At 69.2% G+C, this 21,637-nt stretch carries 17 protein-coding genes and 2 pseudogenes; 8 read left to right on the plus strand and 11 right to left on the minus strand.

The window, feature by feature from the left end:
• Positions 1-4: 4 nt before the first annotated feature.
• The 4 genes from AC1DWC_RS13285 to AC1DWC_RS13300 are packed head-to-tail and all read right to left on the minus strand — an operon-like array spanning position 5 to position 5,254.
• Positions 5-1,603, minus strand: a complete 1,599-nt coding sequence (locus AC1DWC_RS13285) for an acyl-CoA carboxylase subunit beta (protein ID WP_072842731.1) — start codon at positions 1,601-1,603, stop codon at positions 5-7.
• The gene (locus AC1DWC_RS13290; RefSeq protein WP_477908684.1) at positions 1,600-2,748 is read right to left on the minus strand and encodes an acyl-CoA dehydrogenase family protein; all 1,149 of its coding nucleotides are present in this window, start codon (positions 2,746-2,748) and stop codon (positions 1,600-1,602) included. The genes AC1DWC_RS13285 and AC1DWC_RS13290 overlap by 4 nt, the downstream gene beginning before the upstream one ends.
• On the minus strand, positions 2,745-4,463 hold the full coding sequence (locus tag AC1DWC_RS13295; RefSeq protein ID WP_477908686.1) for an acyclic terpene utilization AtuA family protein: 1,719 nt from the start codon (positions 4,461-4,463) through the stop codon (positions 2,745-2,747). Before AC1DWC_RS13295 ends, AC1DWC_RS13290 begins: the two co-directional genes overlap by 4 nt.
• Positions 4,460-5,254 carry a TIGR03084 family metal-binding protein gene (locus tag AC1DWC_RS13300; RefSeq protein WP_477908688.1) on the minus strand — a complete coding sequence of 265 codons (795 nt, stop codon included), beginning with the start codon at positions 5,252-5,254 and terminating at the stop codon, positions 4,460-4,462. Before AC1DWC_RS13300 ends, AC1DWC_RS13295 begins: the two co-directional genes overlap by 4 nt.
• A 409-nt stretch (positions 5,255-5,663) precedes the next feature.
• On the opposite strand from AC1DWC_RS13300, the gene AC1DWC_RS13305 reads away from it, so the two are divergent.
• The gene (locus AC1DWC_RS13305) at positions 5,664-5,807 is read left to right on the plus strand and encodes a hypothetical protein (protein ID WP_477838619.1); all 144 of its coding nucleotides are present in this window, start codon (positions 5,664-5,666) and stop codon (positions 5,805-5,807) included.
• Positions 5,808-5,992: 185 nt separating this feature from the next.
• A complete protein-coding gene (locus tag AC1DWC_RS13310; RefSeq protein WP_169888103.1) occupies positions 5,993-6,130 on the plus strand; it encodes a hypothetical protein in 138 nt (45 codons plus the stop codon).
• Positions 6,131-6,583: 453 nt separating this feature from the next.
• Here the strand turns inward: AC1DWC_RS13310 and AC1DWC_RS13315 are convergent, their stop codons facing one another.
• Entirely contained in the window at positions 6,584-7,033 is a 450-nt protein-coding gene (locus AC1DWC_RS13315; protein ID WP_477908691.1) for a DUF309 domain-containing protein, read from the minus strand.
• A 114-nt stretch (positions 7,034-7,147) separates the two neighbouring features.
• Here AC1DWC_RS13315 and AC1DWC_RS13320 point away from each other — a divergent pair, with 114 nt between their 5' ends.
• Entirely contained in the window at positions 7,148-7,600 is a 453-nt protein-coding gene (locus AC1DWC_RS13320) for an SRPBCC family protein (RefSeq protein WP_477908693.1), read from the plus strand.
• Here the strand turns inward: AC1DWC_RS13320 and AC1DWC_RS13325 are convergent.
• Entirely contained in the window at positions 7,542-8,825 is a 1,284-nt protein-coding gene (locus tag AC1DWC_RS13325; protein WP_477908695.1) for an acyl-CoA dehydrogenase family protein, read from the minus strand. The genes AC1DWC_RS13320 and AC1DWC_RS13325 overlap by 59 nt on opposite strands.
• Positions 8,826-8,970: 145 nt before the next feature.
• Here AC1DWC_RS13325 and AC1DWC_RS13330 point away from each other — a divergent pair, with 145 nt between their 5' ends.
• Genes AC1DWC_RS13330 through AC1DWC_RS13340 form a run of 3 tightly spaced genes read left to right on the plus strand, consistent with a single transcriptional unit; the run spans position 8,971 to position 10,775 of the window.
• On the plus strand, positions 8,971-9,606 hold the full coding sequence (locus AC1DWC_RS13330; protein WP_477908697.1) for a class I SAM-dependent methyltransferase: 636 nt from the start codon (positions 8,971-8,973) through the stop codon (positions 9,604-9,606).
• A gap of 21 nt (positions 9,607-9,627) precedes the next feature.
• Entirely contained in the window at positions 9,628-9,840 is a 213-nt protein-coding gene (locus AC1DWC_RS13335; protein WP_477908699.1) for a PLDc N-terminal domain-containing protein, read from the plus strand.
• Positions 9,768-10,775 carry an FAD-dependent oxidoreductase gene (locus tag AC1DWC_RS13340; RefSeq protein ID WP_477908934.1) on the plus strand — a complete coding sequence of 336 codons (1,008 nt, stop codon included), beginning with the start codon at positions 9,768-9,770 and terminating at the stop codon, positions 10,773-10,775. Before AC1DWC_RS13335 ends, AC1DWC_RS13340 begins: the two co-directional genes overlap by 73 nt.
• A 32-nt stretch (positions 10,776-10,807) precedes the next feature.
• Here AC1DWC_RS13340 and AC1DWC_RS13345 read toward each other — a convergent pair.
• Together AC1DWC_RS13345 and AC1DWC_RS13350 are read right to left on the minus strand one after the other, a co-directional pair.
• Positions 10,808-12,304: pseudogene (locus AC1DWC_RS13345) on the minus strand (DHA2 family efflux MFS transporter permease subunit); the annotation flags it as partial.
• Positions 12,301-12,717: a MarR family winged helix-turn-helix transcriptional regulator gene (locus tag AC1DWC_RS13350; protein WP_477908936.1), complete on the minus strand. Its 417-nt coding sequence runs from the start codon at positions 12,715-12,717 to the stop codon at positions 12,301-12,303. The gene AC1DWC_RS13350 and the pseudogene AC1DWC_RS13345, both read right to left, overlap by 4 nt.
• 203 nt (positions 12,718-12,920) lie before the next feature.
• On the opposite strand from AC1DWC_RS13350, the gene AC1DWC_RS13355 reads away from it, so the two are divergent.
• Positions 12,921-13,427, plus strand: a complete 507-nt coding sequence (locus AC1DWC_RS13355) for a SixA phosphatase family protein (RefSeq protein ID WP_477908701.1) — start codon at positions 12,921-12,923, stop codon at positions 13,425-13,427.
• A 105-nt stretch (positions 13,428-13,532) separates the two neighbouring features.
• Here AC1DWC_RS13355 and AC1DWC_RS13360 read toward each other — a convergent pair whose 3' ends face one another.
• A complete protein-coding gene (locus AC1DWC_RS13360) occupies positions 13,533-14,498 on the minus strand; it encodes an NADPH:quinone oxidoreductase family protein (RefSeq protein WP_477908938.1) in 966 nt (321 codons plus the stop codon).
• A 201-nt stretch (positions 14,499-14,699) separates the two neighbouring features.
• Here AC1DWC_RS13360 and AC1DWC_RS13365 point away from each other — a divergent pair, with 201 nt between their 5' ends.
• The gene (locus AC1DWC_RS13365) at positions 14,700-15,593 is read left to right on the plus strand and encodes an acyl-[acyl-carrier-protein] thioesterase (protein WP_477908703.1); all 894 of its coding nucleotides are present in this window, start codon (positions 14,700-14,702) and stop codon (positions 15,591-15,593) included.
• On the opposite strand, the gene AC1DWC_RS13370 is transcribed toward AC1DWC_RS13365, so the two are convergent.
• Entirely contained in the window at positions 15,574-17,247 is a 1,674-nt protein-coding gene (locus AC1DWC_RS13370) for a 4Fe-4S binding protein (protein WP_477908705.1), read from the minus strand. The genes AC1DWC_RS13365 and AC1DWC_RS13370 overlap by 20 nt on opposite strands.
• Before the next feature lie 430 nt (positions 17,248-17,677).
• Positions 17,678-21,613 (minus strand): annotated as a pseudogene (locus AC1DWC_RS13375) (DNA-directed RNA polymerase subunit beta'); the annotation flags it as partial.
• Positions 21,614-21,637 lie beyond the last annotated feature (24 nt).

A 21,637-nucleotide genomic window follows, 5' to 3' on the forward strand; every position in this document is an offset into this window, starting at 1 on the left:
TGCCTCACATCCGGAAGACACCGAAGTTCTCGGTGCCTTCGATCGGGGCGGTGGCGATGGCCGACAGGCACATTCCCACCACGGTTCGGGTGTCTCGCGGGTCGATGACGCCGTCGTCGTACAGCCGGCCGGAGAGGAACATCGGCAACGACTCGGCCTCGATCTGGTTCTCGATCATGGCGCGCATCCCGGCGTCGGCGGCCTCGTCGAAGGCCTGCCCCCGGGCCTGTGCGGAGGCGCGGCCGACGATGGAGATGACGCCCGCCAGCTGGGCGCCGCCCATCACGGCGGACTTCGAACTCGGCCAGGCGAACAGGAAACGCGGGTCGAAGGCGCGGCCGCACATGCCGTAGTGGCCGGCCCCGTAGGACGCACCGAGCAGGATCGAGATGTGCGGAACCTTGGAGTTGGCAACGGCATTGATCATCATCGAGCCGTGCTTGATCATGCCTCCCTCCTCGTACTCCTTGCCCACCATGTACCCGGTGGTGTTGTGCAGGAACAGCAACGGGGTGTTGGACCGATTGGCCAGCTGGATGAACTGGGTGGCCTTCTGCGACTCCTCGCTGAAGAGCACGCCGCGGGCGTTGGCGAGGATGCCGATCGGGTAGCCGTGCAGCTCGGCCCAGCCGGTCACCAGCGACGAGCCGTAGAGCGGCTTGAACTCGTCGAAGTCGGAGCCGTCGACGATCCGGGCGATGACCTCGCGGGGGTCGAACGGGATCTTCAGGTCGGCCGGCACGATGCCGAGCAGTTCCTCGGGATCCTCCAGCGGCTCGATCACCTCGGCCCGCGGCGCGGGCCCCTTCTTGGTCCAGTTGAGCCGCTTGACGATGCTTCGGCCGATGCGGATGGCGTCCTGCTCGTCGGCGGCGAAGTAGTCCGCCAGGCCCGATGTGCGGGCATGCATCTCGGCACCGCCGAGCGCCTCGTCGTCGGACTCCTCACCGGTGGCCATCTTGACCAGGGGCGGTCCCGCGAGGAACACCTTGGAGCGCTCCTTGATCATCACCACGTGGTCGGACATGCCGGGGATGTACGCGCCGCCGGCGGTCGAGTTGCCGAAGACCAGCGCGATGGTGGGGATCCCTGCTGCCGAGAGCTGAGTGAGGTCGCGGAACATCCGCCCACCGGGGATGAAGACCTCCTTCTGGGTGGGCAGGTCCGCGCCACCCGACTCCACCAGCGAGATCACCGGGAGCCGGTTCTGCATTGCGATGTCGTTGGCGCGGAACCCCTTCCGCAAGGTCCAGGGGTTGCTGGTGCCGCCGCGGACGGTCGGGTCGTTGGCGACGATGAGGCACTCGACCCCCTCGACCACGCCGATGCCCACCACGGTGCTGGCACCGACCGGGAAGTCGCTGCCCCAGGCCGCCAGCGGGCACAGCTCGAGGAAGGGCGAGTCCGGGTCGACCAGCAGCTCGATGCGCTCACGGGCGAGCAGCTTGCCCCGCTCGTGGTGCCGCGCCACGTACTTCTCGCCGCCACCGCCGAGCGCCTTCGCATGCTCGACGTCGAGCTCGGCGAGCTTGGTGTTCATCGTCTCGACCGCGGTCGCGTACACCTCCGACCGGGTGTCGAGCGTGGACCTGATGACCGTCATGACTGATACCCCAATCGCTTTGCCGCCAACCCGGTCAGGATCTCGGTGGTCCCGCCGCCGATGCCCAGGATCCGCATGTCGCGGTACTGTCGTTCCACTTCGCTCTCCTGCATGTAGCCGAGGCCGCCGAAGAGTTGCACCGCCTGGTTCGCCACCCACTCGCCCGCCTCGACGGCCGTGTTCTTGGCGAAGCAGACCTCGGCGATCAGGTCGCCGTCGCCGGCCTGGTGCCGTTCGACCACCGAGCGGGTGTAGACGCGCGCGACGTCGATCTTGCGCGCCATCTCGGTCACCGTGTTCTGCACGGCCTGACGGGTGATCAGCGGGCGTCCGAAGGTCTCGCGGTCGCGGCACCACTGCAGGGTCAGGTCGAGACACCGCTGGGCGCTCGAGTACGCCTGCGCCGCAAGGGCGACCCGCTCGCTGACGAAGGCCTGCGCGATCTGCTGGAAGCCCGTGTTCTCGGCGCCGACCAGGTTCGCCGCCGGCACCCGGGCGTCGACGAACGACAGCTCCGCGGTGTCCGAGGCCCGCCAGCCCATCTTCTCCAGCCGACGCGAGACCTCGAAGCCCGGTGTGTCCCTCTCGACGACGAGCAACGAGACGCCGCCGGCCCCCGGACCACCGGTGCGCACCGCGGTGACCACGAAGTCGGCGCGGACGCCGGAGGTGATGAAAGTCTTGGACCCGTTGACGATGTAGTGGTCGCCGTCCCGCACGGCGGTGGTCCGCAGGTGGCCGACGTCCGACCCGCCGCCGGGTTCCGTGATGGCGAGTGAACCGATCATCTCGCCGCGCAGTGTCGGTCGCACCCACTTGTCGATCTGTTCCCGATCGCCCGCGGCGATCAGGTGCGGCACGGAGATTCCGCAGGTGAACAGCGAAGCGAACAGACCACCGGAGGCACCCGCCTGGTGCATCTCCTCGCAGATGACGATGGCGTCGACCGCGTCCCCACCCTCGCCGCCGGCACTCTCCGGTGCACCGGCGCCGAGCAGGCCCAGTGCGCCCGCCTTGCGGTGCAACTCCCGAGGGATCTGTCCCTCCCGCTCCCAGTCGCCGAGGTAGGGCAGCACCTCCTGGTCGACGAATCCGCGGACGGTCTCGCGCAGGGCGAGCCGTTCCGGTGTGGTCCACGCGCTCACAGTCGGGAACCTTCCTGTTCTGCTTCGGGGAGAAGGGAGTTCGGGATCTCGATGTACCGGGCCCGCAACCACTCGCCGATCCCCTTGGCCTGCGGGTCGAACCGCGCCTGCGAGGCCACCCCCTGGCCGAGGATGCCCTCGATCACGAAGTTCACGGCGCGCAGGTGCGGGAACAGGTGCCGGGTGACGGTCAGGGGTGCCGCCTCGGGCAGCAACCGCTTGAGCTCGTCGACGGTGAGTGCGTGTGCCAGCCAACGCCACTGGTCGTCGGTGCGCACCCAGACCCCGACGTTGGCGTTGCCCCCCTTGTCGCCGCTGCGTGCGCCCGCGATGCGGCCGAGCGGCACCCGGCTGCCCGGCTGCGACGGCAGTGGTTGCGGCAGTTCCGGGTCGGCGGCCGGGGCCAGGTCCAGGGTGAGCTCGGACGGCGCCACGTCCACCCGGGTCCCGTCGGGCAGCACCGCGACATGCGGCACCACGGCGGCGTCGACGTAACCGGGGGTGAAGACGCCGTAAGGCTGGCCGTTGCCCGGCGGCGCCGTGAGCGCGAACCCGGGGTAGCTGGCCAGCGCCATCTCGACGGCGACCGAGGAGAACGGCCGGCCGATCACCGCGGCATCCGGATCGCGAACCACGCAGCGCAGCAACGCCGTTGCCGTCTCCTCGGTGTCGGCGTCGGGATGGTCGGTGCGCGCGAGGGTCCACTCGAGCTCGGCGGGCCGGGTCGGCAGCCAGGCCTCGAGCTGCCGCTTGGCCAGCTCGGCCTTCGCCTCCACGTCCAGACCGGTCAGCAGGAACGTCGCCTCGTTGCGGAAGCCGGCGAGCGTGTTGAGCGAGACCTTGAGCTGCGGCGGCGGCGCTTCGCCGGTCACTCCGCTGATGAGGACGCGGTCGGGGCCGAGCTGGGTGAGCGTCGCGGTGTCGATGCGCGTCGTCACGTCCGGGCCGGCATACCGGGCGCCCGTGATCTCGTAGAGCAGTTGCGCGGTGACGGTGCCGACGCTGACCTCGCCGCCCGTGCCGTCGTGCTTGGTGATCACCGACGAGCCGTCCTCGCGGATCTCCGCGATCGGGAACCCGGGGCGGTCCAGGTTCGCCACCTCGGTGAAGAACGCGTAGTTGCCACCGGTCGCCTGGGTACTGCACTCGATGACGTGCCCGGCGGCCACCGCACCGGCCAGCCGGTCGAAGTCGTCGGGGCGCCAGCCGAAGTGGTACGCGGCCGGGGCCACGATCACGGAGGCGTCGGTGACCCGGCCGGTGACGACGACGTCCGCACCGGAGGCCAGGCACTCGACTATCCCCCACCCGCCGAGGTAGGCGTTCGCGGTCAGCGGGCTGCCGAGCCCGAGTTCCGCGGCCCGGGCGACCAGGTCGTCACCCTCGACGTGCGCGACGGTGGCGCCGAGCCCGAGCTTGTCGTTGACCCGGCGCAGCGCGGCGGCCAGGCCGGCCGGGTTGAGCCCGCCGGCGTTCGCGACGATCTTGACGCCCTTGTCCATCGCGAGGCCGAGGGTGTCCTCGACCTGCCGCAGGAAGGTCTTGGCGTACCCGAGCGACGGGTCCTTCATCCGGTCCCGGCCGAGGATGAGCATCGTCAGCTCGGCCAGGTAGTCGCCGGTGAGGTAGTCGAGTTCGCCGCCCTCGAGCATCTCACGCATCGCGGAGATGCGGTCGCCGTAGAAGCCGGAGCAGTTGCCGATCCGGACGCTCATGCGTCGGCCTTTCGTTCACGGCCGCCGCCGGACGGACCGGCGAAGACCTGCGCGATGCCGAGCCAGGTGGCGGCGTCCGGGCCGACCGCCACCAGGGCGAGGTCGTCGGGGTGCGCGCGCTGGGTCACCAGCAGGCAGAAGTCGTGGGCTGGTCCGGTCACCCGCTGGGCCGCGTCCTCGGGTCCCCAGGTCCAGAGCTCGTCGCCCTCGGGTGCGGTCAACTCGAACCGGAACTCCTCCGCGGGCGGGGCGAGAGAGTTGACGGCATAGGCGAAGTCGCGGGTCCGGACGCCGAGGTGCGCGATCGCGCGGAGCCGGTTGGTGGGCGCGGACGCGGCGCCGAGCGCCTCCGCGACGTCCTGCCCGTGCGCCCAGGTCTCCATCAGCCGGGCCGTGGCCATCGACATCGCACTCATCGGCGGCCCGTACCACGGGATCTTTGCGCCGGCGGGCACCGCGGCGAGCACTGCGGCCAGTCGGTCCCGGCCGTCGCGCCAGTCCGCGAGCAGTTCGGCGGGCGGCCGGGCCGCCTCCACCTCGGCGGCCACGTCGACAAATCCGGCCGGGTTCTGCCAGGCCTCGACCAGTCCCTCCGCGAAGGCATCGGGGTCGGTCACCGCCGTCAATGCGGCGCGGTCGGTCCACGCCAGGTGCCCCACCTGGTGCGCGACGGTCCACCGGTCGGCAGGGGTGGGCAACGACCACTGTTCGGGCGGCAGGGCCGCAACCAGCGCGTCCAGCGCGTCACCCTCGGCGCGCAGGTCATCGATGACGGTGCTCAGGTCGGCCATGCATACTCCCTCGACTGGACTGAGAGCAGCATCACACCGGCGGACAAAAAAAGCAAGCACGAATGCTTGTTATTTGACGGAGCCCGGCCGCCGGCAGTCGAGATGCGTACGCACAACAGGGACCCCCCGCCCGAACGAAGAGTCCCGACCCACCCGCCGGAGCCCGCGCATGGCAGGCCCCTGCACCACCGAGCCTCCGACCCGGTCGCCGCACAGACCTGCCCGCCATCACTACCAAGCACCGCAAATCACCCATTGGCGTTAATCACTACGGCCACAAATTATGCTGCGCTACAACATTTTCAGAGGTTTGCCCGAGATCGGAGATTCGGCCCCGCGGTGCGGTAGAACTGGTCCGGCGTCCAGCCCGGGCGCCACAGCGTGAGCTCACGACAACACAGGAGTGCGCATGCCCCCGTTCGACGCACTGTTCGCCGCATGGACCAACCTCATCAACACCTTTGGCACCTTCAATTTCGGCGCAAGCCCCGACGCCAACGTCGGCAGCAGTCTCGGCATCCCCTTCTTCCCCACCATCACCATCGGCAGCTGACCCGCGGAGCCCGATCGCGCCCACGCAGCGCCGGTTGCGTTCCAGCCGCTCGCGATGTGATATATGTCACAGACAGCAAGCCCCCGCGAACTGTCGGCTAATCAGGTACAAATAACGAACGCATGTCCAGGCGTATCACAATTCAGTAAAGAATCCGCAGCAGTAAAGTAACCACAGGAGCGCACATGTCGTCTGATTTCTCTGACCTGTTCGGCGGACTGAGCACGGTCTTCGCAGCCCTCGACAAGATCTCGTCGGGCAGCAGCGACGGCGGCAGCAGCAGCACCGGTTCGCTGTCCTCGATGTCGGCTTCGGGCCAGTAGCAGCCGAAGACCCATCGCGCTGTGGGGGCCACCGACATTCGTCGGTGACCCCCACAGTGCTTTCCGGGACATCCAGACATTCCGGAAATTGCCCGCATCTCGCCGGACCCAGTCGGACCTCCGATCCAGAAGGTTCCGTTTTCCCTTATGTCGCAGCGTCATTCGCATCAATCTCGACCGGCAGGCAGGCACCCGAAAACGCCGCCGGCAGGCGGCAAATGCGATAGAAATTGACGGCGCCGCATTCGCGGGTACCCCGTCAAGACACAAGCACCTAGGAGCGACCATGGACCTGACCGCCCTCATCACCCTGCTGTACCCCGGATTCACCTCCACCCCCACCTCGAGCAGCACCGGCAATATCGGCAGCACTTTTCCGTGATCCTCAGTCGGGTTCCGCGCGACTGAGAATCCGGCCCGTCAAGCTGCTCGAGGCGGTCGTAGCCCTCGGGGCTACGACCGCTGCGCGGCCGGCCCGCCGTCGAGCTCACCGAGCAGGCCGGACGCCCACCCCAGCAGGCCGGCCACATCGAGGCCGTACGGCGGCTCCGCCGCGTAGGGACGGACCCGACCCGCGCCGCGCTCGAGCAACGACCTCGCCCCCACCGCATTCCCTCGCAGCAGATGCGTCAGCCCGACCGCCAGCTGCGCCAGTCCCTGCCACAACTCCCGCTCGGCCTCCGGCGCGGACTTCCACGCCTCCTCGAACACCTCGTGCGCATGGAACGGCATTCCGGCGTCGAGTAGCTCCTGAGCTCGCGACACGGTCTCCACCGGGGTCAGCCCCAGTCCCTCGGGGACCCGCGGGACCCCGGTCGCGCCCCGCGGCAACAGCCTGCCCAGGCCGTCACGGGGCCGTGCGTTCAGCGGCCGTCCACTCGCGTCCCGCTCCCGACCGTCCATGAATCGACTGTAGCGGTTGACAATTCATACCCTAACCTTTACCTGACTCTGGTCCGGCACACTACCGTCGAGTGGAGGCGGCGCACGGAGGCCGCCGGGACACCGAGGAGAGAAATGGGCAAGATCCACCGCACCGCGATTGCTCGGGTGCCCGTCGAGGCGGGTTTCGCCTACGTCGACGACTACCGCAACGTGCCCGCCTGGATGTTCGGAGTCACCCGGTTCACGCCCATCGGGGCGCAGACGCAGGGACTCGGCGCCACCTTCGACGCCACCATGCAGCTCGGCCCCAAGGCCCTGCACTCGAAGGTCCGGATCACGCAGTGGGAGGAGAACCGCCTGATCACCCTGGAGTCGGTCGACGGCATCAGCAACAGCTCCTCCTGGCGGTTCGCGCCGACCGCCGACGGCCACACGGAACTCACGGTCGACTTCGACTACACGCTGCCGGGCGGGATCATCGGCAAGGCCCTGTCGAAGATCGTCGAGCCCATCGTGGGGACCGCGATCAAGCACACCGAGTCCACGCTGCGGGCGCGGGCCGAGGAGCTCGGCAGCGTCGCCTGACGACCGCCACCACGACGAAGAACGCCGGGCCCACCTGCCATCGGCTCAGCGACTTCGCGTCACGCGCGAGCTGCTCCACCTTGTACTCGGCCATGTAGCCGTTGCCGCCGAACAGCTGGACGGCCTCCATCGCCACCTCGGTGGCCGCACGCGAGGAGTACAGCTTCATCGCCGACGCCTCCGCCAGGGTCACCTTGTTCCCGGCCGCGGTGCGCTCGACCGCGTTGAACACCATGTTCTGCACGTTGAGGCGGGCGACCTCCATCTCGGCCAGCTTGAGCTGGATGAGCTGGAACTGCCCGATCTCCTTGCCCCACAGCTTGCGGGTCTTGGCGTAGTCGATTGACAGCCGCTGGCACTCGTTGATGATGCCGAGCGCGATCGAGGCGATGCCGATGCGCTCGGCCGCGAACGACTCCTTCGCGCTCGACTTGCCGTCGCCCTTGGCCGGGTTCTCGGTCTCGCCGAGCAGTCGGTCCTTGCTGATGCGGACGTTGTCGAAGAACAGCTCACCGGTGGGCGAGGAGTTCATTCCCATCTTCTTGAACGGCGGGCTCTGCGTGAAGCCCTCCATCCCCTTGTCGAGGACGAATCCGAGAACCTTGCGGTCGCGGCGGTCGACGGACGCGTCACCCTCGTCGAGCTTGGCGTAGACGATGGTGACGTCGGCGTAGGGACCGTTGGTGATGAAGGTCTTCTGGCCGTTGAGGATGTAGTCGTCACCGTCACGACGGACGTAGGACTTCATGCCGCCGAACGCATCCGAGCCGGAGTCGGGCTCGGTGATCGCCCACGCACCCACCTTCTCCATGGTGACCAGTTCCGGCAGCCAGCGCTTCTTCTGCGCCAGGGTGCCCCGGCTGCGGAGGGTGCCCGCGGCGAGGCCGGTGCTCACACCCATCGACGTGATCAGGCCGAGGCTCACGCCGGCGATCTCGCTGTTGAGGATGACGCCCATGCTGCCGGCACCGCTGAAACCGCCGGAGCCCTCACCCGACTCGGGCAGGGTCTCGCCGCGCTCCTTTGCCTCCTCCTTGGCAAATGCCCGCTCGAGTCCCTCACGGGCCATCTCGTCGATGCCGAAGGTCGAGTACAGCTTGCGGATGATGTCGAACGGGGGCAGTTCGCCGCTCTCCAGCTTGTCGACGTGCGGCTTGATTTCCTTCTCGATGAACCCACGCAGGGCGTCGCGGAACATCAGATCGGTATCGGACCACTCGTACATGTCGTGAACTCCAGAGATCGGCGGTTTTCGGGATATTCGCAAATATAGAACACGTTCCTATTCCGGGTGGCATTCCGCCCCGACCGGCGCACACTGGGAGCACGGCGTCAGCGAGCCTCGCACCGAAGACGCCCCAGGAGCGACGATGAGCCTCTCGTTCACGAGTCTCGGAATCACCAACCTCGGCTACACCCTGGCCTACCGGCTCCGGGTCACCCCCTGGGAGCACCCCGGCACCGGTCTGCGCGCCCAGCTGGCCACCTACCTCGACCACGAGGAGCGCGCGGGCGGCCCGCTGGGCAAGGCCCTGGACGCGGGTTGTGGCACCGGAGACCACTCCATCGAGATGGCCGGACGGGGCTGGCACGTCACCGCGATCGACGCGGTGCCGCTGGCGGTCGACCGGGCCCGGCGCAAGGCCGCCGCCGAGAACGTGAGCGTCGAGTTCCGCGTCGGCGACGTCACCGCCCTCGGCTACTCGGTCGGCTCGGGCTACCGGTTCGTGCTCGACGTCGGCTGCTTCCACGGGCTCACTCCCGCACAGCGTCGCGCCTACGCCCGCGAGATCACCGGCATCACGGAACCCGGGGCGGCGCTGCTGATGTTCGCGTTCGGACCGGGGCGGCGGGGGCCGCTGCCGCGGGGCGCCAGCCCCGCGGAGGTCGAGCGCACCCTCGCCCAGTGGCAACTCGACACCGACGACCCCGCCGACACCAGCGGGATGCCGCCGATGGTGCGCCGGTCGAATCCCCGCTGGTTCCACCTCACCCGCACCGCATGACTCTTGGCGGACAATGACGACATGACTCGTAAGAAAACTCTCGACCCGCGCTACCGCGTGACCGTCATCCTCGCCGGCGTCGTGCAGGTGACGCTGACCGCCGCCGCCCTGCTCGACCTCCGCCGGCGCGGCCCCGACGAGATCCGGGGCTCGCGGAAGGCCTGGGCCGCCGCGTCGTTCGTGAACTTCGTCGGGCCGATCGCCTACTTCGCGCTCGGGCGCAGGCGGTCGTGACCCGCGGTGGACGCACCGCGACGGTCGTCGGCGGGGGTGTCATCGGCCTGACCTGCGCGCTGGAACTCGCCCGTGCGGGCCACCTGGTCACGGTGCTGACCGCGGACCCCGCGGAGCGCACCACCTCCGCGGTCGCCGCGGCCATCTGGTTTCCGTACGCCGCCGCCCCGCCCGGGCCGGTGCTGCGCTGGTCCGCGGAGAGCGCCGAGGTCTTCGCGGACCTGGCCGCGAACCCCGACGCCGGGGTGTCGATGCGTACCGGGCGGCTACTCGAACGCACAGAACCCGACAGGTGGTGGGCATCCGCCGTGACGGGCCTCGCCGAGGTACCCGCCGCCGAACTGCCGGACGGCGTCACCAGCGCCGCCCGCGTCACGGTGCCGATCATCGACATGGGCGTCTACCTCGGCTGGCTGACGGCCCAGTGTGTGAGCGCCGGCGTGCGACTGAGCAGTACGGAGGTCGCCGATCTCGCCGAGGTCGACGGCGACCTGGTGGTGGTCGCGGCGGGACTGCGCTCGGGCGCCCTCGTCGGCGACGACACCCTCGCCCCACTGCGCGGGCAGGTGGTCCGGTTGGCCAACCCCGGCCTGACCGACTGGTTGATCGACGACGACAACCCCGCTGGCATGACCTACGTCGTGCCGCGTTTCGAGGACGTGGTCTGCGGGGGCACGGCGGACCTCGGCGCGTTCGACACCCGCGTCGACCCGGATGTCGAACACGCCATCCTGGCCCGCGCCCGCGCGCTGGTCCCGGCGCTGAGGGACGCGCCGATCCTCTCGCGGGCGGTGGGGCTGCGGCCGTCGCGACCGGAGGTGCGGTTGGAGTGGCTGCCGGGTGAGCGACCGGTGATCTGCTGTTACGGCCACGGCGGCGCCGGGGTCACCATGTCGTGGGGCTGCGCCCGGGAGGTCGCCCGGCTCGCCGGGTGACCCCCGGAACCGGGAACGGGGGGGGGGGGGGGGGGCGCGGCGGCCTTGCGCCGGGGCAGCAACATCGCCGGAATCAGCGTCAGCAGGATGAGTACCAGCGCGACCATGAAGGTGTTGCCGAAGGCGTCCGCGGCCTGGTCCAGGCCCTGTTCGACGGCGCCCGGCGGCATCTGCGCGGCGATCGACGGATCGTGCTGGGCCGCGGTGGCCGGACCGGCCAGCGGCCGGGACAGCATCTGGTTGGTCAGCACCACGGACATGACCGCGGTACCGACAGACCCGGCGACCTGCTGAACGATGTTCATCAGTGTCGAACCGCGTGCCACCGTGTGATCGGTCAGCGTCTGCATTGCCGCGGTCATGATCGGCATCATCGTGCAGCCCATGCCCAGGCCCATGACGAACAGCGCGCCGAGCAGCAGCGGGTAGGGGGTGTCGGCCCCGACCTGGGTGAACACTCCCATGCCGACCGAGATCACCGTGATACCGGTCAGCACGATCTTGCCGGGGCCGATCTTGTCGACCAGGAAGCCGGCGAGCGGCATGGTGACCATTGCACCGATGCCCTGCGGCGCGAGCAGCAGTCCGGCCGTCAGGGTGCTTTCACCGCGCACCTGCAGGAAGTAGCTCGGGAACAGCAGGCCGGCGCCCATGAACGCGATCGCGAACAGCGTCGAGGTCACCACGGCGATGGTGAGCTTGCGGTTCAGGAACAGGCGCAGGTCGATCAGCGGGTGCTTCGCCCGAAGCGCGTGGAAGACGAAACCGATCACCAGCGCGAGACCGATCACGGCCGGGACCAGCACCCGGGACGACGCCACGGTCTGGGTCTCCGGGATCGACGAGACGCCGAACAGGAACAGCGCCAGGCCCGGCGAGAGCAGCAGCATGCCGAGGAAGTCGAACGACTCCGACGGGCTCGGCTGGTCGGAGGGCAGCAGCTTGAAGGCGGCGAACAGCGCGATGATGCCGATCGGCAGGTTGATCAGGAAGATCCAGTGCCAGCTGGCCGCCTCGATCAGCCAGCCGCCGAGGATGGGGCCGGCGATCGGGCCGAGCAGCATCGGGATGCCCAGCACGGCCATGAGGCGACCGATGCGCTGCGGTCCCGCGGCGCGGGTCATGATCGTCATGCCCAACGGCATCAGCATGCCGCCGCCGAGTCCCTGCAGCACCCGGAAGCCGATCAGCGACTGGATGTCCCAGGCCATGCTGCACAGGACCGATCCGGCCACGAACAGCACCAGCGCGGTCATGTACAGGCGCTTGGTGCCGAAACGGTCGGCGGCCCAACCGGTAACCGGGATCACCGTCGCCAGGGCCAGCGTGTAGGCCGTCATCGTCCAGGCGACGGTGGCGTAGGTCGCGTTGAACTCGCTCATGAACGTCGGCAGCGCGACAGACACGACGGTCACGTCGAGGATCGACATGATGGCGCCGAGCACCACCACGCTGGCAACCTTCAGCACCGCGCCGTCGAGCTTGTCCGGGACCGCCGCTGGCGCTCCCGGGGGTGTCGGCGATGTCATCTGTTCTCCTGACAGTGGGCTCGCAGGGTGTCGCCCGCAAGAATGGATTTCAACGAGTCGAACAGCTGGTTGCGGTCCGACTCCGGCAACCGTGCGGCGAAGGCCCGCAGCTCGTTGCGTTTGGTCTCGAGATGTCCCGACGCGATGGTACGACCGGCCTCCGACAACGAAATTCGCTTGATCCGCCGGTCGCGAAGGTCCTCCCGACGCTCCAGCAGGCCCTGGTTCACCAACTGGTCGACACTGCGACCGGTCGCGGCGACGGAAAGACCCAACCGCTCGGCCACCTCGTGGATTGCCACCGGCGCACCGCACTGCGCGAGCACGAACAGCGCACGCACCTGGGTGAAGGACAGGTCCATTGCGACGAGGTTGTCCATCGCCTCGCCCTCGCCCATGCCCATCAGTCGCATGAGGAACTCGTCCAGGGCGAGGTAGAGATCGTCGGGCGAGGCAGTCACTCCGGAGATACTAGCGTTCGTGCAACTATTGCTCAATTGCTAGCAATGTGAGTGCCGTCACCGCGACCCGCCCATCCGACCACGTCGACGGCGCGCCGTGCAACGGAATTTTCCCGTACACCTCGCCGTCGCTCGGAGCGGCTACGGTCGGCAGCATGCCCCCCGGTCCGCATCTCCCACCCCGGACGCTGATCCTGCTCAGACACGGCAAGTCTGCCTACCCGCCAGAGGTCGCGGACCACCGACGGCCCCTGGCCCCGCGCGGCGAACGTCAGGCCGGGATGGCCGGCGACTGGATCCGGCGGACCCAGCCGCCGGTCGACGCGACGCTCTGCTCGACCGCCACCCGCGCCCGGCTCACGCTCGCGGCCGCGCGGATCGGCGCGCCGGCCAGGCTGGCCGACGAGCTCTACGGCGCCACCCCCGCCGAGGTGATCGGGGAGATCGCCCGCACCGCGGACGAGGTGCGAACCCTGCTCGTCGTGGGACACGAGCCGGGAGTTCCCGGAGCGGCCGTCGCCCTCGACCCGGCGTCCCCGCTGGCCGAGGGCATCGCGGACAAGTTCCCGACGTCGGCGATAGCCGTGCTGACGGTCCCCGCCCCCTGGTGCGACCTGCCGCGCTCCGGCGCCACCCTCGTCAACTTCCACGTCCCCCGCTGAGACCGACCGGCCGCGAGTGCCGGGGCCGGCCCGGCCCGGCCGTGAGTACGGGGGCCGACCCGGCCGCGAGCTCTGAGGCCGACCCGGCCGGGGGCCGGAGGGACCTCAGTCCCGGACCAGTACCGCCTTGCCGAGCACCTTCCCGGCCTCGAGGTCGGCCAGCGCCCGGGGCGCCTCCGCCAGCGGGTACCGCGCCTTGACCAGCGGGCGCAGCCCCTGTGCGACCAGCCTGGTCAGCGCCTCGTGCGTCTGCGCCATCGCCTCCGGATGCGAGCGGAGGAACTCACCCCAGGCCGCGCCGACGATGCTGATGTTGCGGAACAGCACGCGGTTGACCTTCACCGACGGAATCCCGCCGCCGGCGAACCCGATCACCACCAGCCGGCCCTCCGGCGCCAGCACCCGTACCGCGTCGTCGAAGGCGTCGCCGCCGACCGGGTCGACGACGACCTGGGCACCGACGTTCTCGGTGAGCTCACTGACGCGCGCGGCCCAGCCGTCCTCCAGCGCGACCACCTCGTCCGCGCCGAGCTCGCGCAGGAACTCCTCGGCGCCGGCCCGGCGAACCACCGCGATGACCCGGGCCCCGTGGGCCTTCGCCAACTGGATCGCCGCGGTACCGACACCGCCGGCAGCACCGAGCACCACCACCGTCTCCCCCGGCACCAGCCCGGCCCGCCGGGCCAGGGCGAACTCCATCGTCTGGTAGTTGATGATCAGCGAGGCCGCCTCGTCGAAGTCGAGACCCTCGGGAATGCGCATCACCCGGGCGGCCGGGATCGCGACCCGCTCGGCATAGCCGCCGAGGTCCGACATCGCGAGCACTCGGTCACCCGGCGCGAGCCCGCTGTCGGCGGGTGCGGACACGACCACCCCCGCGACCTCCGCGCCCGGCACGAACGGCGGCTCGGGTCGCAACTGGTACTTGCCGTAGCTGATCAGCAGGTCCGGGAAGCACACCCCGGAGGCCCGGACGTCGATCAGGACCTTGCCGTCGGCGTCGGGGTCCGGCACCTCCTGCATCGCCATCCCCGCCGGACCCGTCAACTCCGTGACCACAACTGCCTGCACCACTGACCTCCATCTCTCGTTCCGTCACTGTTCCCCGCCGGCCACCCGGTGCGCGGCGGGGCGGGCGACGGGTCTCCCCCGACGCTAGCCGCCGGGAGCCGACCGCAATCCGGAACGAGCCCGCGGCCGCGCCGCGGGAGACCCGAGCCGGGACTACCGTGTGGGGAGCGCACTCCCGCCCCCTCGGCAAGGACCACCGACGTGGACATCAGCACGAGAACGGAATCGGGCCTCTACCGGCCGCTCGCCCCGCCGCCCCCGGACGGCCTCGGCTTCACGGCTTCCTGGCCGGTGCGCACCGGCGACGTGGACCCGGGCCACCGGCTCCGGCTCGACGGGGTTTCCCGATACCTGCCGGACGTGGGGTCCGACAACCTCGACGCCAGCGAACTGGCCGACAGCGACCCGGTCTGGATCGTCCGACGCACCGTGATCGACGTGGTCCGGCCCGCGTCATGGCCGGACCGGGTGCACCTGCGGCGCTGGTGTGCGGGCCTGTCCACCCGGTGGTCCGCGATGCGGGTCCGGGTCACCAGCGACAAGGGCGCGCTGATCGAGACCGAGGGGTTCTGGATCAACATCAACCCCGACAGCGGCATGCCGGCACGGATCAGCGACCGCGGACTCGAACACCTCGGCCGGACCACCGACGAGCACCGTCTCAGGTGGCGCGCCTGGCTCGACGAGCGGGCCCCGGACGACGACGCCCGTGGCCGGTCTGCGGGCTCCCCCGCCGACGTCCCGTTCCCCCTGCGTTCGACCGATCTCGACCCGCTCGACCACGTGAACAACGCGGCCTACTGGCATGCCGTCGAACAGCACCTGCAGGGCTGGGCCGCGGCACCCGGACGGGCCGACCTGCTGGCCGGCCCGCACCGAGCGGTGCTCGAGTACCGGGCACCGATCACCGAGGGCGAGAACGTCCGGATCCGGGCCCGCCACGACCCCGGCTCGATGACCCTGTGGTTCCTGGTCGACGACGAGGTCCGGGCGGTCGCCCGGGTGGCGGTTGTCGACCACTACCGCATTGACGACCGGACCTGGGACGGCGCCGACGACCGTCCCCCGGACCGCGTCACCCCTGCGGGCGGCTGAGCGCGACCATCTCGTCGAGGTCGAGGAGCTTGACGCGGGACCGGCCCGCGGCCTTGCCGAGTTCGCGCTCGCGGGCGTCGATCGCCTTCCAGCCCGTCCAGTCGACCTCGTCGGGCTGACGCTCGGCCACCAGCGCCGCGAACGCCTCCCGGTCGCCCTTCGGCGGGTCCAGCCGGTCGGCCGCCAGGTCCTCGAGGATGAGCGCAATGGTGTCGTGCGCGCACTGCCGGTTGGTGCCGATGACACCCGACGGGCCACGCTTGATCCAGCCGGCCGTGTAGGTTCCGGGCACCGGTTCGCCGTCGAGTTCGGTGACCCGTCCGCCGACGTTGCTGATGGTGCCGCGGGCCTCGTCGAACGGCAGACCCGCAACGGGCACTCCCCGGTACCCGACGGACCGCAGCACCATGCCCGTCTCGAGCAGTTCGGTCTGTTCGGTGGTGCGGGCACGCATCGTGCCGTCCTCCCCGACGACCATCTCGTTGCGCGCCACCAGCAGGCCGGTGACGTGGTCGGTGCCCTGCACCTCCACCGGCGAGGTCAGGAACCGCAGGACGATCCGCTTCCGGTGGCCGGCGAGCGGACGCGCGGCATACTCGCGCAGGAGCGTTATCTTGAGCCGCTTCGCCGGGCTCGTGTCGACCTCCGCGGCGCTGGAGTCGTCGAGCTCGAGATCCGCGGCGGAGACCACGATGTCCACGTCCGGCAGCTGGCCGAGGGCCAGCAGTTCGGGGCTGGTGAAGGCCGCCTGCGCCGGGCCACGGCGCCCGAGCAGCACAACCTCTTCGATCGAGCTCTGCCGAAGCGCCTCGACGGCGTGCGGGGCCATGTCCGTCTTGTCGAGGACGTCCGGGTCGAGGACGAGCAGTCGTGCCACGTCGAGCGCGACGTTGCCGTTGCCGACGATTACCGCGCGGGAGGACGTCAGGTCGAAGCTACGGTCCGCGTAGTCCGGGTGGCCGTTGTACCAGGCCACGAACTCGGTGGCCGCGAGGCTGCCCGGCAGGTCCTCCCCGGGGATGCCGAGGTGCCGGTCGCTGGGCGCGCCGACCGCGTAGATCACGGCGTGGTGGTGCGCGAGCAGGTCCTCGTGGGTGAGATGCTTGCCCACCTCGACGTTCAGGTGCAGCCGGAACCCAGGCCGCCGCGCGACCTCCGCGAACACGTCGGTGACGGACTTCGTCTCCGGATGGTCGGGTGCCACGCCCGCGCGGACGAGGCCCCACGGGGTGGGCAGCCGGTCGAACATGTCGACCTCGATGCCGGAACGCTTGAACGCCAGCAGTTCCCCGGCCGCGTAGAAGGCCGAGGGGCCCGAGCCGACGATCGCCACCCGGAACGGGTCCTGGTCGGTCTTCGGGAACTTGAGCGCAGGCGCGGGATCCGCGTACTCGGGCTCGTTGTCGGCGAAGTAGTCGGCGTTGATCGTCGAGTAACGGGTCATCGCCTCCGGCAGGTCGTCGTCGCGGAAGATCGCGTCGACCGGGCAGGCATCGACGCAGAGTCCGCAGTCGATGCAGGTCTCGGGGTCGATGTAGAGCATCTCCGTGGACTTGAAGTCACGCTCGTCGGGCGTCGGATGGATGCAGTCCACCGGGCACACCTCGGTACAGCTGGCATCGTTGCAGCACGGCTGGGTGATCACGAACGCCACTGTGGCCTCCTCGAAACTAGAACATGTTCCTGCTCACATTACGCGGCCGTACAGTACACGTCACAGCGGATGGGCCGTTTGCCCGTTCCACGCCGCCGACCTGGCTGAAAACGGGTCCCGGGCGGCTCAGCCGAGGAACTTCTTCCCCGCCACCACGACCACCCCGAGCAGCACGGTCACCAGCAGTGCCGTGCCGAACCCGGTCAACCACCACAGCAGCCCGAACACCACGACCGCGGGCGCCACCACGATCGCCGTGATGGCCGGGCTCTCGCGGACCACCTCGAGTGCTGTCTGTGCCTTCGTCCGATCGATTCCCTTGCCAGCCATCTCCGCCTCCGGGGGTGTGTTGCAGCGCCGGCGCTGTGTGTCCGGTTCGTCCCCCACGGTAGACGCGGAACGGCCCCCACACCCAGTGCAGGGTGTGGGGGCCGTAGTCGTCCAGCGGGACCGCAGCTCCAGTCCCGGTGCCGAAGCCTTCCGGGCTGTAGTACTGGTCGTCGTAGGACGGCACGGCGTACGCCGCGGCGCGCGCCTCCTCGGTCGGCTGCACCTGGATGTTCCGGTACCGGTTGATGCCGGTTCCGGCCGGGATCAGCTTTCCGATGATCACGTTCTCCTTGAGACCGATCAGCTTGTCCGAGCGGCAGTTGATCGCCGCATCGGTCAGCACGCGAGTGGTCTCCTGGAAGGACGCCGCCGACAGCCACGAGTCGGTCGCCAGCGAGGCCTTGGTGATACCCATGAGCACCGGACGACCGGCTGCGGGCTCACCACCCTCGGCGACGACGCGACGGTTGGACGCCTCGAACTCGGCCCGCTCGGTGAGCGAACCGGGCAGGAACTCGGTGGCGCCGGAGTCGATGATCGTCACGCGACGCAGCATCTGGCGCACGATCACCTCGATGTGCTTGTCGTGGATCGACACACCCTGGCTCCGGTACACCTCCTGGACCTCGTTGACCAGGTGGATCTGCACCTGGCGCGGGCCCATCACGCGCAGCACCTCGTGCGGGTCGGCTGCACCCTCCATGAGCTGCTGTCCGACCTCGACGTGGTCACCGTCGGCCAGCAGGCGCTCGGAGCCGTCCTCGTGCTTGAACACACGCAGACGCTGACGCTTCGAGAGCTTGTCGTACACGACCTCTTCGCCGCCGTCGTCCGGGACGATGGTGATCTTGTAGAAGCGGTCGCCGTCCTCGAGCTGCACCCGGCCGGTGACGTCCGCGATCGGGGCCTTGCCCTTGGGGACGCGGGCCTCGAACAGCTCCTGGACCCGCGGCAGACCACCGGTGATGTCGTCTCCGGCGACACCACCCTGGTGGAAGGTACGCATGGTCAGCTGGGTACCGGGCTCACCGATGGACTGGGCCGCGACGATGCCCACGGCCTCGCCGATGTCCACCAGCTTGCCGGTCGCCATGGAGCGGCCGTAGCAGGTGGCGCAGACGCCGGTGCCGGTGGTGCAGGTGAGCACGGAGCGCACCTTGACCTCGGTGATGCCGGCCGCCAGCAGCGCGTCGATGGCCGGGTCGCCCAGGTCGTGTCCACGCTCGACGATGACCGTGCCGTTGGCGTCGACCGCGTCCGCGGCCAGCGTGCGGGCGTAGGTGCTGGTCTCCACGTGCGCGTCCCGGATCAGCGTGCCGTCGGGCTGCTTCTCCGCGATGGTGGTGACGATGCCGCGCTCGGTGCCACAGTCGGTCTCGCGAACGATGACGTCCTGCGAGACGTCCACCAGACGACGGGTCAGGTAACCCGAGTCGGCGGTACGCAGGGCGGTGTCGGCCAGACCCTTACGGGCACCGTGCGTGTTGATGAAGTACTCGAGAACGGTCAGGCCTTCCTTGAAGGAAGACTTGATCGGCCGCGGGATGAACTCACCCTTCGGGTTCGTCACCAGACCCTTCATGCCGGCGAGCGAGCGAACCTGAGTCATGTTGCCGGCGGCGCCGGACTTCACGATCATCGGGATCGGGTTGTCGTCGGGGAAGTGGGCCTCCATGGCCTTACCGACCTCGTCGGTGGCCTCGGACCAGATCTTCACCAGGGCGCTGTTGCGCTCGGTGTGGTTGAGGGCACCGCGCTGGTACTTCTTCTCGATCTGGTCGGCCTGCGCCTCGAACGCGTCCATGATCTCCGCCTTGTTCGGCGGCACGAGCACGTCGGAGATCGACACCGTGACGCCCGAACGGGTCGCCCAGTAGAAACCGGCGTCCTTGAGCTTGTCCACGGTCTGCGCGACCACGATCATCGGGTAGCGCTCGGCGAGATCGTTGATGATCGTCGCCTGACGCTTCTTCGGCATCTGCTCGTTGACGAACGGGTAGTCCGCGGGGAGCAGCTCGTTGAAGAGCACCCGGCCGAGGGTGGTCTCGGCGACCCAGCCCTCACCGTAGTTCCAGCCCTCGGGGAACAGCTGGTCCTCGAGGTCGCGCGGCGGACGCTGCTGGGTCAGGCGCACCTTGATCTTCGCCTGCACCTTGAGCGCGCCACGATCGACGGCCATCTGCGCCTCGGCGGGCGAGGAGTACGCGCCGACCTCGGGGCGGTCCGTGCCGGCCTCGACGAGCTCGCCCTCCACGCCCTCGTCCAGACGGGTCAGGTGGTAGAGCCCGGTCACCATGTCCAGACGCGGCATGGCCAGCGGGCGGCCCGACGCGGGAGACAGGATGTTGTTCGAGGACAGCATCAGGATGCGGGCCTCGGCCTGCGCCTCGGCGGACAGCGGCAGGTGCACTGCCATCTGGTCACCGTCGAAGTCGGCGTTGAAGGCCTCACACACCAGCGGGTGGAGCTGAATGGCCTTGCCCTCGACCAGCTGCGGCTCGAAGGCCTGGATGCCCAGGCGGTGCAGGGTGGGCGCACGGTTGAGCAGCACGGGGTGCTCGGCGATGACCTCTTCGAGGACGTCCCACACCTGGGCGCGCTGACGCTCGACCATCCGCTTGGCCGACTTGATGTTCTGCGCGTGGTTGAGATCGACCAGGCGCTTCATCACGAACGGCTTGAACAGCTCGAGCGCCATCAGCTTCGGCAGACCGCACTGGTGCAGCTTGAGCTGCGGGCCGACGACGATGACCGAACGGCCCGAGTAGTCGACTCGCTTGCCGAGGAGGTTCTGACGGAATCGACCCTGCTTGCCCTTGAGCAGGTCGCTCAGGGACTTCAGCGGACGGTTGCCCGGACCGGTGACCGGCCGGCCACGACGGCCGTTGTCGAACAAGGCGTCCACGGACTCCTGCAGCATCCGCTTCTCGTTGTTGACGATGATCTCGGGGGCACCGAGGTCGATCAGTCGCTTGAGGCGGTTGTTGCGGTTGATCACGCGGCGGTACAGGTCGTTCAGGTCGGAGGTGGCGAAACGGCCACCGTCGAGCTGAACCATCGGACGCAGCTCCGGCGGGATCACCGGCACGGCGTCGAGGACCATGCCCATCGGCGAGTTGCCGGACATCTGGAATGCCGCGACGACCTTGAGCCGCTTGAGCGCACGCAGCTTCTTCTGGCCCTTGCCGCTGCGGATGGTCTCCCGGAGGATCTCCGCCTCGGCGTGGATGTCGAAGTTGCGCATGAGGATCTGGATGGACTCCGCGCCCATCGCACCGGTGAAGTACTCGCCGTAACGGTCGACGAGCTCGCGGTACAGGCCCTCGTCCACGATGAGCTGCTTGACGCTCAGCTTGGTGAAGGTCGACCAGATCTCGTCGAGACGGTCCAGCTCGCGCTGGGCACGGTCACGGAGCTGACGCATCTCGCGCTCGCCGCCGTCCTTGACCTTGCGGCGCACGTCGGACTTGGCACCCTCGGCCTCGAGCTCGGCGATGTCCGCCTCGAGCTTCTGGGCGCGAGCCTCGAGGTCGGCGTCGCGCTGGTCGGCGACCGACTTCTTCTCGACCTCCATCTCCGCCTCGAGCGTGGACAGCTCGTTGTGGCGGAGCTCCTCGTCGACCGCGACGATGACGTAGGCGGCGAAGTAGATGATCTTCTCGAGATCCTTCGGCGCCAGGTCCAGCAGGTAGCCGAGGCGGCTCGGCACGCCCTTGAAGTACCAGATGTGGGTCACAGGAGCGGCGAGCTCGATGTGGCCCATGCGCTCACGGCGCACCTTGGCACGGGTCACCTCGACGCCGCAGCGCTCACAGATGATGCCCTTGAAACGGACGCGCTTGTACTTACCGCAGTAGCACTCCCAGTCCCGGGTGGGGCCGAAGATCTTCTCGCAGAAGAGGCCGTCCTTCTCGGGCTTGAGCGTGCGGTAGTTGATGGTCTCCGGCTTCTTGACCTCGCCGTAGGACCACTGACGGATGTCCTCAGCGGTGGCCAGGCCGATGCGGAGTTCATCGAAGAAGTTGACGTCGAGCACGTAACTTCCTTTCCCCTGTTCGGG

The organism is Rhodococcus sp. P4_C10 (assembly GCF_056402135.1).